The sequence below is a fragment of the Roseobacter phycocola genome (assembly GCF_042055075.2).
Taxonomy (GTDB): Bacteria; Pseudomonadota; Alphaproteobacteria; order Rhodobacterales; family Rhodobacteraceae; genus Roseobacter.
This window is the reverse complement of the sequence record NZ_CP194010.1, coordinates 3,829,609-3,844,781: the sequence shown is the minus strand read 5'-3', so window position 1 is coordinate 3,844,781 and position 15,173 is coordinate 3,829,609. Positions and strand designations below refer to the sequence as shown.

The window sequence follows — 15,173 nt, the reverse complement described above, 5'->3', positions numbered from 1 at the left end:
TCAGTCCGCTGCTGCCCGCCCTTTGAGGGCGACAATACCCCTGGGCCGGAACTGGATGAACAGGATGATGAAGAGAATCATGTAAGTCTGGGCGGCCAGCGTATTCGACGGGTTCAGCCATTCGATCCCCTTTTGCAGGAACCCGATCATGGATGCCCCGGCCAGGGTGCCCCAGACATTTCCAACCCCGCCGACAACAACCGTCATGAAGGACTGAACGATATAGTCGGCGCCCATTTCGGATGTGACCTTGGCATAGAGGCCAATGGCGACGCCCGCGATGCCCGCGATACCGGAGCCGAGGCCAAAGGTGAGCATATTGATACGGTCAGGGCTAATCCCCATGCTTGCCGCCATGCCGGGGTTCTGGGTGACGGCGCGCACCTCCAGACCCAGACGGGTGCGTTTGAGGATGAACAGGATCAGAGCCAGGAACAGCAGCGCCAGAACAAAAATCGCAATGCGGATGTAGCTGATCTGGATGACATCAGACATCACCCAGGCACCGTCCAGCCAGGCGGGCGAGGTCAGCGGCCGCGCCTGGGTGCCAAAGATATTTTTGGCCAGCTGCTGCAGCGCGATGGAAATACCGAAAGTCGCCAGAAGTGTTTCGAGCGGCCTGTGATAGAGGTGGCGGATCACCAGACGTTCCATGGTCACGCCCGCGCCGAAAGTTATCGCAAAGGCCAGGGGCAGCGCGATGATGATGGACAGCGTATAGTCCGGCACAAACAGCTGAACGACATAACCTGTATAGGCGCCCATCATGATGAATTCACCATGCGCCATGTTGATTACACCCATAACGCCGAACGTGATCGCGAGCCCGATGGCAGCCAGAAAATAGATCGATGCCAGCGACAAGGCGTCGAGCCCGAGATCTGCCGCCTGTTCCCATGCGACACGCTGCGTGACGGACGCGAGCGCTTCTTCAGCGGCAGCCGTTACTGCCGGGTCTTTTTCGTCATAGACGTCAAAAAACACATGTGCGGCCAGTGCGGCGTCCCGATCGGCGATGGTAACCAGAGGTGCCACCAGACCATCAGCCGCCAGTTGCGCATAAGCTGTTTGCCTGATCTCCGGATCATTCAGCCGGGCCACGGGAACGCCGCCCGATGATCCGCCGGCTACATTCTGCTCCAGTGCGGTTCGGATCTCCGCATCGGTTACGACCGGCGGTGCGAGACCCTCTGCAGTGAGAACGCCATAGAAGGTGTCGGGATCGGCGGAAGCATCTGTGATCCGGGCAATATTGGCATCGGGCAGTTCTGCTGCCACGCCCTCACGGGTGCTCAGGATGCGGTTCAGGACACTGCGCGCCTCGACACTGGTGTCTTTGGAAAGTGAGCTGATCGCAGCGACACGCTCGTCGGTTGTTTCTGCAAACTGCGCTGAAAGGAAGCTGACCAGCTGTTGCTTCCGTGCCAGCAGCGCGGGATCTGTCTCGCCCTCAAGCGATGCCCGCAGCGGCGCGAGCTGTGCTGCCTCCGGGCGCCGGGAGATCGCCTCAAGCGCGCTCCTGCGGCGGTCCGGATCCGGGTCCGAAAGCTGAAACTGGACAAGGGCAGTGCCAATAACGCGGCGCACGCCGCCATTTGGTTTTATCTGGCTGTACCCTTCTTTGTCGGCCGATGAGGCCTGCCCTGTGTCCACATCGCGGACTTCCAGGCCATCACCTTCCGGCGACCCAAAGACAAAGTGACCATCCGGCGCGCGCCAGACGTTTTTAGCGGCCCATTCCTCAAGGAATGGCGGAACCTGCGGCAGGCCCGACGACACCAGATCATCCAGAAGCACCCCGACGCTGCGGCGCGAAGGCTTGGCAACTTCGTCGGCGTGGATCTGCAGGATGTCCTGCAGCTCGCCTGCCTGAGCCTGCGGCAAGGCACCACAAAGGAGTGCTATGGCAAGAAGAAATCGGCGCACAGTTCGGGTCTTTCGGGAATTTTTGGAAAACAGAGTTCTGAGTGGCAGGGCGGTTCACTACCGCCCTGCCGGACTTCACGGTCAGTAGTTAGAGGTCAGCTGCACACAGGTTTTGGTCTCTGTGTTGTACATGCCGCAGCCCAGTTCTTTCCAGTCAGACCTCAGAACCTTGGACGCTGGCAGGAAGTCGGTCCAGGCGTCGCCGGGGACCTCTGCCGTCTTGGAGATGATTTCGAACTGGCCGTCTGCGGTGATTTCACCGATCAGCACCGGTTTAGCGAGGTGGTGGTTTGGCAGCATGACCGCAGTACCACCCGTCAGGTTCGGGAATTCCTGTCCGTACATAGCGGTCCGCACGGCGTCGACATCCGTGGTACCGGCAGCCGTTGCGGCGTTCACCCACATGTTGAAACCGATGTAATGCGCTTCCATCGGGTCGTTGGTCACACGGTCAGCGCCGGCAAACTCTTTCCACGCGTCAATGAATTCGGCATTCGCACTTGTTTCCGCGGACTGGAAGTAGTTCCACGCGGCCAGGTGGCCCACCAGGTTCGACGTATCGAGGCCGGACAGTTCCTCCTCACCCACAGAGAAAGCCACAACCGGGATGTCGTCTGCGGAGACACCAGCAGCCGCCAGCTCTTTGTAGAAACCGATGTTTGCGTCGCCGTTAATTGTCGAAATCACGCCGACCTGCTTACCGTCTTCACCCAGCGCGACGACGTCCGCGACGATTGTCGCCCAGTCAGAGTGGCCGAAAGGCGTGTAGTTCACAAAGATATCGTCGGACGCGATACCGTTGTCCTGCAGGTACTGCTCGAGAATGTTGTTGGTCGTGCGCGGGTAAACGTAGTCTGTCCCCAGCAGAGCAAATTTCTCAACGCCCAGTTCTTCGAGGAAATAGTCAACCGCCGGGATCGCCTGCTGGTTGGGTGCAGCACCGGTGTAGAAGACGTTGCGCGAGCTTTCTTCGCCTTCGTACTGCACCGGATAAAAGAGCAGACCATTCAGCTCTTCAATGACCGGCAGCACGGATTTGCGCGACACGGACGTCCAGTTGCCAAAGATCACGTCGACCTCATGCACCGTCAGCAGTTCGCGGGCTTTTTCAGCAAAGAGCGGCCAGTCAGATGCCGGGTCAACAACGACCGCTTCGATCTCGCAGCCCAGAACACCACCGGCGGCGTTCTGCTTTTCGATCAGCATGAGCATGGTGTCTTTGAGCGTCGTCTCAGAGATCGCCATCGTCCCCGAGAGAGAGTGCAGCACACCGACCTTGACCGGATCCGCACATTCGGCAGCCGCAAGACCAGTGGACGCAAGCACTGCGGCCGTAACATAGGAAGAAAATTTCAGTGAGTGAGCCATCTGGAAAACAGTCCCTGTAAGAGCTGCGCCCGGGAACAGACTTCAGGCTATTGTCCCCGTTCCAACTGGTGTAGTCAGAACGCGCAGCAGTTGTGTTGCAGTCGCGCGGTGGTCAGCATCTGCCAGGATCGTCCATCGCGCGGCATCTCAGCGCCCCGAAGAGCGCCGTCAGTTGGACTCAGGCGTCGTGGGTTTGCCACCATTTGCATCAGAGATTTGGCGGAGCGCCCGGTTTTGCTGATTTCCGCGCCGTTTTTGGATGCAACTGCCTAATTCTTAAACAAACCGGAACTCAGCTGCGCATCCAGGCTGTTCATAATAGCGATCGTTCCGGCATTTCAGTTGCGTGGGGAGACCGCCTCAAAGGCGGGCGGAAACAGCTGCTGTCGCCATCGATACCGCGTGGGCTGTCAGCTGAAAATCCTCATCGGTCAGAGCGAGCGAGGGATATAGTTTGCCGGGGCTCTTAAAGACCCCGTGTTCCCGCAGAACCTCATTGTAGACCCGGTTCATGTCCGGATCATCATGTCGTGCGGAGCGGTAATCGCGGCAGGGCTTTTCGGTAAACCAGATATCAAACAGCGTCTCGTCCCCACAGATCGTGTGCGGAATCCCAGCGTCGGTCAGAGCCTCCGACTGCATCTTCTGCAAAGCGCCGCCGGATGTGCGCAGCTTTTCATAGGTCCCATTCCGGCGCAGCACTTCCATGGTTTTCAGACCAGCTGCGGCAGCAACAGGGTTTCCGGACAGCGTGCCCAGCTGCATCAGCCAGCCCTCTTCGCCAACAGCAGACTTGTCGAAATGGCGCATAATGTCTGCGCTCGCGCCGATTGCCGCAAGGGGAAAGCCGCCACCCGTGATTTTGCCGAGCGTGCAGATATCAGGAGTGACACCATATCTTTGCTGTGCACCGCCATAGGAGAGCCGGAAACCGGTGACGATTTCGTCAAAGATCAGCAGGACACCATGCGTGTCGCAGAGTTCGCGCAAGCCGGACAGAAAACCCGGTTCAGCCGGTATGATCCGCTGCAGCGGTTCCGCGATTATTGCGGCGATGTCGTCGTGCTCGCGGAGCAGCTCGGCCACTGCCTCCAGATCATTGAAGGGCGCGATCAGCATCTGATCTGCGACGCCCTGCGGAATACCCGCACTGTCGGGCACCGCCGTCGGGAAATTCACCTGACGTGACGGCGCAAGACTCATCTGCGCCTCTGCACTCATACCGTGATAGCCGCCCTCGAACTTCAGGATCCTGTCGCGCCCGGTAAAGGCCCGTGCCAGCCGGATCGCGTACATATCGGCCTCGCCGCCGGAAGTCACGAAACGCACCTGTTCACAGCAGGGCACCGCATCGCAGATCGCTTCTGCCAGTTCGATGCTTTTTGCGTTTCCGGCAAAGAATGTCATCCCGAGCGGGAGCTGTTCAAGAACGGCTTCCATCACTTCCGGATGCCCATGCCCCAGCAGCATCGGACCGGACCCGATGAGATAGTCAACGTATTCGCGGCCATCTTCATCCCAGACCCGGCTGCCATTGCCCCGCGCAATGACAATACCGGGATCAAAGTTGCCCAGTCCCGCTGCAGGAAGCACCTGCCGTGCCCGCTCGATCCATTCTTTCTGGCTGTGCAGTCGGTTCATCAGAGAGTCACTCCAGTATCAGGTCAGGTTCGCCCAGAACGGCGGCATCCGGGTTAATGCCCAGACCAGGTCCGGTTGGCGGCGCAATACGGCCATTGGCGCGTGTCGGGCAGTCCGGTGCGATGCGCGGAGCGACGTAACCGGACAGATCGCACACATTGAGCAGGCGGGCGGGATCAGTGGCGGCCCCAAGATGCAGCAGAGCCGCGGTCGTAATGTCACTGCCCCACGTATCCTCGACACACATCCGGGCACCGAGATGCAGACACAGATCCCGCGCGCGCCGGGTTGCAGACAGCCCGCCGAATTTTGACAGCTTAAGCGCCGCCGCATCCATGACGCCGGATGTTGCCGCTTCCAGCAGGCTTTCAGTGTCATGCACGGTCTCGTCCATTTTCATCGCCAACCCGGTTGCCGAACGCACCGCAGCACATTCCCGGATCGTGGCACAGGGCTGTTCCAGCATCACGTCAAGATGCGCGACGGCCCGCCCTACCCGTGTTGCATCCAGTTGCGTCGCGCCACAGTTCCAGTCGCCATAAACCAGCGGCCCGGGGCCCACGGCTTCCCGCACTTTCACAAGCCGCTCGATGTCAGCCTCAATGCTCGCATCCGCACCGAGTTTCACCTGAAACTGCGTGATCCCATCCGCCTGTGCCTCCAGCGCAATGCGCGCCATTTCATCCGGCGCGATGCAGGTGATGGAGTGATAGAGCGGCATGTCCTCCTGCCGCCGCCCGCCAAGCAGTGCAAAAAGGGGGAGCCCGGCGATTTTGCCAGTGATATCCCACAGGGCAATGTCCAGGGCAGACTTTGCATAAACATGCCCTGCCAGCCAGGCATCTGCACGGGCCATCAGAGCTTCGGGACCCCTCGGGTCCGCCCCGATCAGGACCGGGGCCAGCTCACGCAGCGCAGGGCCAACGCCACCGGCATATGCCGGAAGATAGTGCGGGATCGGGCAGACCTCGCCCCATCCGCGCAAACCACTGTCCGTATCGACAGCCAGCACCACGCTATCGACCGTGTCGCACGTCTTACCTGAGGCCATATAATAAGTTTCATGGCTGATCAGCGGTACCGTCCAGAGTGTCAGCCGGCGGATTTTCATTTGTACACTGCGACCGGGTCGCCCAGCGCATCTTCGTTCGGGTGTACACCCAGACCGGGTGTTTCCGGCAGGGTGAGATGCCCCTCGATGTTCCGTGGCCCCCTGCCACCTGCTATGTCAGCCGTGATCATGTCCTGACAGGCCCAGACGCCAAGACAGTTGTGATCCGGAACCGTAGCCGCCAGATGCAGTGCTTCGGTGTCGGCCAGGACGGAACCGCCGGTTGCCATGACGAACATGTCAATACCGTGCGCCAGAGCGATGTCCCGCATGCGCGCGGCGCGGGTCAGACCGCCCACCCTGTTGAGTTTGATGCCGAAAACCTCAGCAAGACCGTCCCGGGCAATCCGCGCTGCGTCCTGAAGCGTGACGAGACTTTCATCAACGCTGACCGGGCAGGCATGCCGGTGGCTCAGCGCTGCAATATCATCGAGGGTTTCGCAGGGTTGCTCGATCATGACCTGCAGATCTTCGGTCGCCCGCATGACGCGCAGGGCCTCGCTGCGGGTCCATCCCCGGTTTACATCGTAAAGAACCGTCTCACCAGGCCGCCGGATGCTTTCCACATCGCGGATCCGGGCAATGTCGCGGGTGACATCACCGCCAATCTTGACCGAATGGGCAACATATCCGCGCGCACGGTACCTTTCGATCACGTCGCGGGTTTCCTCAATCGTCTTGGCCCCAACCGACGAGGCAATGGCCCGGGGCGTGCGTGAACCGCCTCCCATCAGTTCCGCAATCGGCACACCTGCAGCCTGGCCCGCAATGTCCCAGCAGGCCATATCCAGCGGCGACTTCGCATAAAGGTGCCCGGGCAGGGCAAGATCCATTGCCCGTTCAACGTCCAGCACGCGCCGCGGATCAAGCCCCATGACAAAGGGTGCCATCGTTTCGATCCCCGCGCGGATGCCGGGACCATGCGCCGGCACATAGGTATGCCCCCAGGGCGTGCCCTCTCCCCATCCGGAAATCCCGGCATCTGTATCGATCCGGACAAGTGTGGCATCCAGCACCTCGAATTTAAGGCGGCCACCGGACAGCCAGTACGGGTGTTCGAGTGGCAGGTCGACCTGCCACACAGTGATGCCGGTGATCTTCAAGGGCACACCACTATGTTGCCGGTCAGCTTTTTGCTGATAAAGGCTGTCTGCGCCTCACGCAGTTCCTCCAGCGGATAAACTGCTGCCAGAACGGGTCGCACAGATCCGTCTTCGATGTATTTCGCGAGACGCTGCATGACCCCGACCGGAATAACTGTGGACCCTGTAAAAGTGAGATCGCGCAGATAGAGTGTCCGCAGATCTAGCTCGACGAGAGGCCCGGCGATCGCGCCCGAACAGGTGTAACGCCCGCCCCGTTGCAGAACATCGACCAGCGACGGCCATTGCGTGCCTCCGACCACATCGGCCACCACAGTGACCTTTTCACCCCCCAGTGCAGCCTGCAGATCGTCAGGCGCACGCGGCAGGATCAGATCCGGGCCGAACGCTGCCACATCCGCGTGTTTCGCCTCAGATGCCATCGCGATGACCCGCGCACCGCGCAGTTTTGCAAGCTGCAGCAAGGCGCCGCCAACACCCCCCGATGCTCCAGGTATGAGCACCGTATCCTGATCCGTGACACCAGCGCGGGTCAGCATCCCCTCAGCGGTGGAATATGAGCAGCTGAAGGTGGCAAGTTCCGCGTCAGAGTAATCCGACTTCACCGGAACGGCATTGGCGGCAGGCATCGTCGTATATTCGGCAAATCCACCATCCCGTTCCGATCCATAGTAACCGGTTTTGTCCTTGTTGTCCGGGTCTGCAGGGTCGCGCAGCCAGTTATCCGAGATGATGCGTTCCCCCACCCGGGACGGATCAACGTCCGGCCCAACCGCAACAACCTCACCGCAGACATCAGCACCCTGAATGCGTGGAAAGGTCAGCGGCCTGCCACCCCATGTGGGGTCCTCGTCATCAACTTCTGAATACCCCTCGCCGGATGTCGCTGTGCTCACGGCCTTCGAGTACCAGCCGGTGCGCGTGTTGACGTCTGTGTTGTTGAGCCCGCAGGCCCGTACGCGGACAAGAACCTCTCCGGCAGCGGGGTCCGGCCGGGGCCAGTCAGTGTGCAGCACCAGCTGTTCCAGCCCGCCGTGGCCCATCGTCACAACAGCGCGCATCGTATCCGGCAAGCTCATTCCGCTGCTTCCTCAATTCTGGCATCTGCGCGCGGGCGCAGGCTTTCCGGGTCATAAGCAGGCGCGCCCAGCACGGTCGCAGGGCGTGCCTCGCCCGCAATCACAACTTCAAGCGCCGTACCAGGCGCAGCCGCCTCGGGACGCAGGTAGGCAAAGGCGAGAATGCGCCCAACCGAGTGGCCATAAGCGACGGATGCGGCCGACCCCACAACCTCCCCGTTCAGCAGAACGGCCTCGCCACCGTGCCCGTCGTTTACGCCATCAGGTTCGATGGACAGGCTTGCGCAGATCCAGCGCAGGGTGTCCTGTCCGGCCAGCGTCGCCTCTTTGCCCAGGAATTCTTTGTCATCACGCACAAACCGCATGACGTCAGCCTCCGGCAGGGTCACCTCATTGGTGAGCTCACCCGCACCTTTGAACCCCTTTTCCATGCGCATGACGTTCATCGCAAACGAGCCGTAGTCGCATATGCCAGATGGTTCGCCGGCGGTGCGCAGCGCGAGATATACGTCAAGACAGGCCTCACGGGGCATATGCAGTTCCCAGCCCAGTTCGCCGGCATAAGACATGCGGATGGCCAGGATCTGGTGGCCTGCAATGCTGATCTCCTGCGCTGACAGCCACCGGAAGGAAGCATTGTCCAATGGTGCATCTGTGCAGGCCGAAAGCACATCGCGTGACAATGGTCCGTTCAGCGAAAGGGCGCACCAGGCTTCAGACAGCGTGGTGACGCTGACGTCATCGCCTGCTCTGTTCTGTTCCAGATGGTCCAGAAGGCGCTGTTCAAAAAACGCAGCGCAGACAAGGTAGAACCGGTCATCGGACTGACGCACAATTGTCGTTTCCAGTTCAATCCGTCCCCGACGGTTAAGCATGTGGGTCAGCGTCACCGAACCGGTTTTCTGCGGCATCCTGTTGGCCGTCAGACGATCCAGCAAAGCGTAGGCATCAGGTCCGGAAACCAACACCTTAGTGAAAGCCGAGACATCCATGATCCCAACCGCCTCCCGAACGGTTCGGACCTCTGCGCCGACAATGTCATGCACCGCATTGCGCCGGAATGAGTAATGATCGTGCTGTGCCACCCCGTCCCTGGCGAACCAGCGCGGTCGCTCAAAGCCATAAACTTCTTCGTAAACTGCCCCGCGGAGTTTCAGCTCCTCATAGAGCGGCGACGGTTTCAGTGGTCTGCCTTCTGTCCTGTTGTAGTGCGGAAATGGGATTTCGTGCCGCAGACAGTAATCCTCGTGCGCCTTGACCACCTGCCAGTCCTTTGTCGCGTAGGCACCAAACCGGCGCGGGTCATAGTCGCGCATCGAGATATCCGCCGCGCCATGTACCATCCAGCGCGCCAGTTCGCGGGTCAGGCCGGGGCCCCAGCCGATCCCGATCTGCGTGCCGCAACAGCACCAGTAGTTGCGCACACCCGGCGCCGGGCCGATCAGCGGGTTACCATCCGGCGGATGCGAGATCGCACCATGGACCTCGCGGGTTATCCCCAGATCCGCCAGCACGGGCATCCGGTTGAGGCTCTCTTCCAGCCACGGCATGACTCGGTCATAGTCAGCATCAAACAGCCAGTTCTCGTAGTCCCACGGGCATTCATCGTGCCAGACAGAGTTCGGGTTTTCCTTTTCATAGATGCCGATCAGGCCGCGTTTCTGCTCCATGCGAATATAGCCGGAGACCTTCCTGTCATCACGGATGACAGGAAGCTCCTTATCCAGCGCTTCAAATTCCGGCACTGGCTCAGTCACAAAGTAGTGGTGCGTCATGGACGTCATCGGCAGCTGCAGACCGGACCATTCGCCCATCTGCCGGGCATAGGTTCCGCCGGCATTCACCACGTGCTCGCACAGGATACTGCCCTTTTCGGTTTCGACCAGCCATTCCCCGCCAGCCGTCCGGGTGATGTTTGTCGTGCGGCACTGGCGGATAATCCGCGCGCCCAACTGCCGGGCTCCGGCAGCCATCGCCATCGTTACATTCGTTGGGTCTACGTGCCCGTCGTCCGGGGTGTGCAATGCACCCAGAACGCCCTCCAGATTGTAAAACGGGTGCAGTTCGGCGACGCGGTCAGCGCCCACCAGTTCAATGTTGAACCCCAGTGACCGGCCAACGGACAATGTGTGTCGCAGCCAGTCCATCTCGTCCTGGGTATAGGCTAGCCGGAAGGATCCGCACCCGTGCCACGTCACGGCCTGCCCCGTTTCGCGCTCCAGCGCACCGGCGTAGAGGCCGATGTTGTAGTCGACACATTTCCCAAGGCCGAAAGAACTGGTGGAATGGGTAATCTGTCCAGCGGCGTGCCAGGTGCTGCCGCTGGTCAGCTCCGCCTTTTCCAGCAGCACCACGTCTGTCCAGCCCTCATGCGCCAGGTGATAGGCCAGACCACATCCCATCACGCCGCCACCTACGATGACAACCTTTGCCTGGGTCGGAAAGCTCTTCTCGGTCATCTTGTGCCCCGGTGTTCAGAAATCTCTCGACAGCCTAAGCAAACATTTATACCATCGTCAATCATGAATGGCACAAACGTATCATCTGTAATTCTGGAGCGCCTCGCGGGCGAATTGTCTGAACTGACGCCAGAGGCCCGCAAAGCAGCGACCTACGTGCTGGAAAACCCACGGGATGTGGGCGTTTCAACCGTGCGCGAGATCGCCGAAGCTGCACGCGTCAAACCCAACACGGTGGTCCGCATGGCCCGGCAGGTCGGCTTTGACGGGTACGAAGATTTCCGCGAGCCGTTCCGCGAAGCGATTCGCAAAGGTGCTGCGGATTTTCCGGAACGCGCGCGCTGGCTGCAGGACATCCGGAAGTCCGGTGCGCTCGGAGGCCTTTACGCAGACATGGTGCAGGGCGCCCTGCGCAACGTCGAAGATACGTTTGCTGGGATCACGGCTGATGATCTCAGCACCGCTGCACAAACGATCTGGAAATCCCGGAACGTTTTCACGCTCGGCGTTGGTGTGAACAATTCCAATGCGCGCAATTTCACGTACCTTGCCTCGACCGGCATGGTGCAGTTCCACGCAATTCCCAAACCAGGATCAACACCGATCGACGATCTGGCCTGGGCCGATGGGCGCGACGTGCTCATCGCCATTACCTGCAAGCCCTATCGCCGGGAAGTCGTCGAAGCTGTGGAAATCGCAAAAGAACAGGGCATGAGCATCATCGGCCTGTCCGACAGCCCCGCCAGCCCGATCATCCGGGCCGCTGATCATGGTTTCGTGGTGTCCGCAGAAACACCCCAATTTTTCCCATCGTCCGTCAGCACAATCGCACTGCTTGAAACACTGCTTTCTTTTGTGATCGCAGTGGCCAGCGACGAGGTTGTCACACGGGTCGAAACCTTCCACCGCCGCCGCCACCAGCTGGGCATCTACGATGGAGACCCGGAATGACGCAGCCCATCCGGTCGCTTGATGCACGATATTACACTGATCCGATTGTGTTCGAGACCGAGAAAGCCGGTCTGCTGGCCAGAACGTGGCAGTTCGGGTGCCACAGTGCGGACCTTGCCGGGCCTGGCGATTACGCGACCTTTGAAATTGCCGGCGAGAGCCTCTTCGCGATCCGCGGGCGCGACGACAAAATCCGGGTGTTCTATAATGTCTGTCAGCACCGCGCACATCAACTGGTATCGGGCAGCGGCACCACCCGCGTTGTCGTCTGCCCCTATCACGCCTGGACCTATGAACTGACCGGGGCGTTGCGGTCAGGCCCGAACATCCGCGCAGTCGAGGGCTTTGACCGTTCTGATGTCTGCCTGACAGAGGTTCGGGCTGAAGAATTCCTGGGGTTCGTTTTTGTGAATCTCGACCCCGACGCCGGCCCGATGGACACATGGTTTCCCGGCGCGCGTCAGGAACTGGAAGAATGGGTGCCGCACTGGCAGGAGCTGAAACCGCTGGAATGGGTCGAGGTGCCGGAAAACTGCAACTGGAAAGTTTCCGTTGAGAACTATTCCGAATGCTATCACTGCGCCCTTTGCCACCCCACATTTGCCAGCGGCGTTGTCCGGCCTGAAACCTACGACATCCAGCCGCAGGGCATGTGTCTGCGGCACACCACGGAATGCCAGAACCTTGAGGATATGACCTATGATATCCACTCAGGTTTCGAGCATGAGGCGGAGTATTCCAGCTGGTTTCTCTGGCCAATGTTCAGCTTTCAGGTCTATCCGGGCAATGTTCTGAATACTTATCACTGGCGCGTGGTTGACGCGCATCGCGTCGTCGTCTGGCGGGGGTGGTATTCGGTTGGCGGTGCGGAAAACCCGGTGGTTCGCCAGCTCGCCCGCCAGGACCGCGAGACAACCGTTGCTGAAGACATCACACTGGTGGAATCCGTTCAGCGGGGGCTGCACTCGCGGGGTTACCGGCCCGGGCCACTGGTCATTGACCCGCGCGGCGGGGTGAACTCCGAGCATCCTGTCATGCACCTGCAACGCTGGATACGCGAAGCAATTGACGCCGGGGAGACGGTCTGACAGTCCGGACCCGGACCAACGAGCCTGGCAACACAAGGAACAGACGATGAGCGTTTTTGACGAAGACCTTTTTCTCAAGGGGCTGGAACAGCGAAAATCCACGCTTGGCGCGGAATACGTCGAACGCAACCTGGCCGCTGCAGACGATTTCACCCGTCCCTTCCAGGAAGCGATGACCGCCTGGTGCTGGGGCTTCGGGTGGGGCGATGACACGCTCGATGCTAAAACACGTTCGATGCTGAACCTGTCGATGATCGGGGCACTTGGAAAAATGCAGGAATGGGAACTGCATTGCCGTGGTGCCATCAATAACGGCGTGACCAAAGAAGAGGTGCGCGCGATCATCCATGTGATCGCGATCTATTGTGGCGTGCCGCAGGGTCTCGAATGCTTCCGCGTTGCCAGAAAAGTCTTTGACGAGGGCTGACCGCCCGGACCGTGCGTCCGGGCGATACCGGTTCAGACCAGTTCAGCGTCCGTCATAATCTCGACCAGCGCCGGGCCGTCCACTGCCAGCGCATTTCTGATTGCGTCTTCGATCCCGCCGGTTTCCGTGACCTTTTCACCGTGACCACCGCAAAGCCGCGCGAAAGCTGCAAAGGACGGGTTCTGCAGATCCGTTTCCCAGACCGGCCATTCGCCCGAGCGCTGTTCCTTGGAGATTTTCCCGAGCTCGCCGTTGTGAAGCAGGATATGGGTGATATCCATTCCGTATTTGACCGCCGTGGTGAATTCCATTGGATACTGACCAAAGCCACCATCGCCGGAAATGGAAATCACTTTGCGACCGCGCAGGCTTTCAATGTCCTGCGTTGCAGCCCAGGCCCCCATCGCAGCCGGCAACCCGAAACCGATTGACCCAAGATATCCTGACATCAGCACGCGCTGTGTACCTTTGGTTTCAAGATACCGCCCAAACGAATAGGTGTTGTTGCCGACGTCCACTGCGAAAATGGCATCGTCAGGCACCAGCCTGCCCAACGCCTCGAAAATGGCAAAGGAGTGGATGCCCTTGCCATGCTCTTCGGCCAGACGGCGTGTTTTTTCATTGCGCCAGATGTTCCAGCGATCTTTGAGTTCACTGACCTGGTCCACGGCGTCTGCATGGCGCGCGATGGCAGGGCCCGCGACGTCACAGAATGCGCCGATCTCCCCCCAGACCGGCACTTTGACCGGGTTGAATTTGCCAAGCTGCATCCTGTCGTAATCGACCTGGATGATATCCTTTTTAGGCGCAATGCCAGTGTGGTTGGAGAAACTGGCACCGAATGCGATCAGCACATCGGCCTCATTCATGAACCAGCTGGCAATCGGCGTGCCCGAGCGACCCAGAACACCTGCGCCCAGCGGATGACTGTCGGGCACCAGCCCCTTGGCTTTGAACGTGGTGACCACCGGTGCCCCGATTTTCTCGGCCAGCGCAATGATCTGATCACGTGCACTGTAAGCGCCATGCCCCACAACGATGAGCGGCCTTTTCGCGCTGTTAAGCAGGGACACGGCCGCATCGGTCTCTTCCTGAGACGGCGTAATCCGCGTACTGCTGAGACGCCCTTCTGGCATCCCTGCAGGCTGATCCGACGGCAGTGTCTGCATATCATCCGGGAAAATGAGATGCGCAACATCCTGGTTCACAATGGCGTTCTTGCAGGCCAGCGACATCAGCTCAGCGTGGTTCGACGTGCTGAGGGCAGTCTGCGAGAACCTGGAAACCGCCTGAAACGCGGAGGCCAGATCAATGTCCTGAAATGCTCCGGGGCCAAACACCTGGGTCTGCACCTGGCCGGTCAGCGCCAGTACGGGCGCCCGGTCCACCTTCGCATCCCAGAGACCCGTGATCAGATTGGTTGCCCCGGGTCCCGCGATCGTCAGACAGGCCGCAGGTTTACCCGTCAGTTTCCCATAGGCCGATGCGGCAAAGGCGGCAGCACCCTCGTGCCGGATCCCGTAGTATTTGAGCTTCTTGTGCACGACAGCCAGGCGGATGGCGTCTGCCAGACCAAGGTTGGAATGACCAACCATGCCGAACACTGACTGAACCCCCCAGTTGACCATGGTTTCGGTCATGACATCCGTTGTCGTGCGCTCGTGCGGTGGTTCCGCTTCCAGCCCCACAAAGATTTCGCCATCACGGATGTCGAGCGGATACATCTCCTGCCCGGTATCCTCATGACCACCCGGCGGCTTGCCGGTCAGCGGGTCAAAGTCCCAGCCGTGCCAGGGGCAGCGGATCCAGCATTTGTCATCGACGCCCTTTTCAATTGACCCTTCGCCCAGCGGACCGCGCTGGTGCGGACAGTGATTGTTCATCGCAGCCCATTGGCCGTCAAAGTGCACAAGGCAAATCGACGTCGTCCGTGCTGTCACTGTTTTGATGCGTCCCTCCGGCAGGTCGTCCACGTGGCCGACAGAGATCCAGTCCAGGTTATCCGTTGTCATCAATTCTC

11 protein-coding genes are annotated in these 15,173 nt (G+C 60.0%); 3 read left to right on the top strand and 8 right to left on the bottom strand.

Annotated features, from left to right (window positions below; all coding sequences use genetic code 11):
- From urtB to AB4K19_RS18935, 7 genes are all read right to left on the bottom strand, one after another.
- Positions 1-1,926, bottom strand: a complete 1,926-nt coding sequence (gene urtB, locus AB4K19_RS18965; protein ID WP_436398561.1) for an urea ABC transporter permease subunit UrtB — start codon at positions 1,924-1,926, stop codon at positions 1-3.
- 81 nt (positions 1,927-2,007) lie between these two features.
- Positions 2,008-3,294 (bottom strand): urea ABC transporter substrate-binding protein, encoded by a 1,287-nt coding sequence (gene urtA, locus AB4K19_RS18960; protein WP_375229795.1) that lies wholly within the window; start codon positions 3,292-3,294, stop codon positions 2,008-2,010.
- 360 nt (positions 3,295-3,654) lie between these two features.
- Entirely contained in the window at positions 3,655-4,935 is a 1,281-nt protein-coding gene (locus tag AB4K19_RS18955) for an aspartate aminotransferase family protein (protein ID WP_375229794.1), read from the bottom strand.
- Between the two features lie 7 nt (positions 4,936-4,942).
- On the bottom strand, positions 4,943-6,046 hold the full coding sequence (locus AB4K19_RS18950) for a mandelate racemase/muconate lactonizing enzyme family protein (RefSeq protein ID WP_375229793.1): 1,104 nt from the start codon (positions 6,044-6,046) through the stop codon (positions 4,943-4,945).
- Positions 6,043-7,155, bottom strand: coding sequence for a mandelate racemase/muconate lactonizing enzyme family protein (locus tag AB4K19_RS18945; protein ID WP_436398558.1), 1,113 nt, complete (start codon positions 7,153-7,155; stop codon positions 6,043-6,045). The genes AB4K19_RS18950 and AB4K19_RS18945 overlap by 4 nt, the downstream gene beginning before the upstream one ends.
- Positions 7,146-8,228, bottom strand: a complete 1,083-nt coding sequence (locus AB4K19_RS18940) for an alcohol dehydrogenase family protein (RefSeq protein ID WP_436398556.1) — start codon at positions 8,226-8,228, stop codon at positions 7,146-7,148. The genes AB4K19_RS18945 and AB4K19_RS18940 overlap by 10 nt, the downstream gene beginning before the upstream one ends.
- Positions 8,225-10,687, bottom strand: coding sequence for an FAD-dependent oxidoreductase (locus tag AB4K19_RS18935; protein WP_375229789.1), 2,463 nt, complete (start codon positions 10,685-10,687; stop codon positions 8,225-8,227). The genes AB4K19_RS18940 and AB4K19_RS18935 overlap by 4 nt, the downstream gene beginning before the upstream one ends.
- A 63-nt stretch (positions 10,688-10,750) precedes the next feature.
- Between AB4K19_RS18935 and AB4K19_RS18930 the strand changes: the two genes are divergently transcribed.
- From AB4K19_RS18930 to AB4K19_RS18920, 3 genes are read left to right on the top strand one after another with little or no spacing between them, the layout of a single operon-like run.
- On the top strand, positions 10,751-11,638 hold the full coding sequence (locus AB4K19_RS18930; RefSeq protein WP_375229788.1) for a MurR/RpiR family transcriptional regulator: 888 nt from the start codon (positions 10,751-10,753) through the stop codon (positions 11,636-11,638).
- Entirely contained in the window at positions 11,635-12,726 is a 1,092-nt protein-coding gene (locus AB4K19_RS18925) for an aromatic ring-hydroxylating oxygenase subunit alpha (RefSeq protein WP_375229787.1), read from the top strand. The genes AB4K19_RS18930 and AB4K19_RS18925 overlap by 4 nt, the downstream gene beginning before the upstream one ends.
- A 46-nt stretch (positions 12,727-12,772) precedes the next feature.
- A complete protein-coding gene (locus AB4K19_RS18920) occupies positions 12,773-13,153 on the top strand; it encodes a carboxymuconolactone decarboxylase family protein (protein ID WP_375229786.1) in 381 nt (126 codons plus the stop codon).
- Positions 13,154-13,185: 32 nt separating this feature from the next.
- Here the strand turns inward: AB4K19_RS18920 and AB4K19_RS18915 are convergent, their stop codons facing one another.
- Complete coding sequence (locus tag AB4K19_RS18915) at positions 13,186-15,165, bottom strand: thiamine pyrophosphate-binding protein (protein WP_375229785.1); 1,980 nt, start codon at positions 15,163-15,165, stop codon at positions 13,186-13,188.
- Positions 15,166-15,173: the final 8 nt, after the last annotated feature.

Excerpts from the sequence above, each read along its gene's own strand:
- urtA (WP_375229795.1), bottom strand. The coding sequence starts at position 3,294 with ATGGCTCACTCACTGAAATTTTCTTCCTATGTTACGGCCGCAGTGCTT.
- AB4K19_RS18955 (WP_375229794.1), bottom strand. The coding sequence starts at position 4,935 with ATGAACCGACTGCACAGCCAGAAAGAATGGATCGAGCGGGCACGGCAG.
- AB4K19_RS18950 (WP_375229793.1), bottom strand. The coding sequence starts at position 6,046 with ATGAAAATCCGCCGGCTGACACTCTGGACGGTACCGCTGATCAGCCAT.
- AB4K19_RS18940 (WP_436398556.1), bottom strand. The coding sequence starts at position 8,228 with ATGAGCTTGCCGGATACGATGCGCGCTGTTGTGACGATGGGCCACGGC.
- AB4K19_RS18935 (WP_375229789.1), bottom strand. The coding sequence starts at position 10,687 with ATGACCGAGAAGAGCTTTCCGACCCAGGCAAAGGTTGTCATCGTAGGT.
- AB4K19_RS18930 (WP_375229788.1), top strand. The coding sequence starts at position 10,751 with ATGAATGGCACAAACGTATCATCTGTAATTCTGGAGCGCCTCGCGGGC.
- AB4K19_RS18925 (WP_375229787.1), top strand. The coding sequence starts at position 11,635 with ATGACGCAGCCCATCCGGTCGCTTGATGCACGATATTACACTGATCCG.
- AB4K19_RS18920 (WP_375229786.1), top strand. The coding sequence starts at position 12,773 with ATGAGCGTTTTTGACGAAGACCTTTTTCTCAAGGGGCTGGAACAGCGA.
- AB4K19_RS18915 (WP_375229785.1), bottom strand. The coding sequence starts at position 15,165 with ATGACAACGGATAACCTGGACTGGATCTCTGTCGGCCACGTGGACGAC.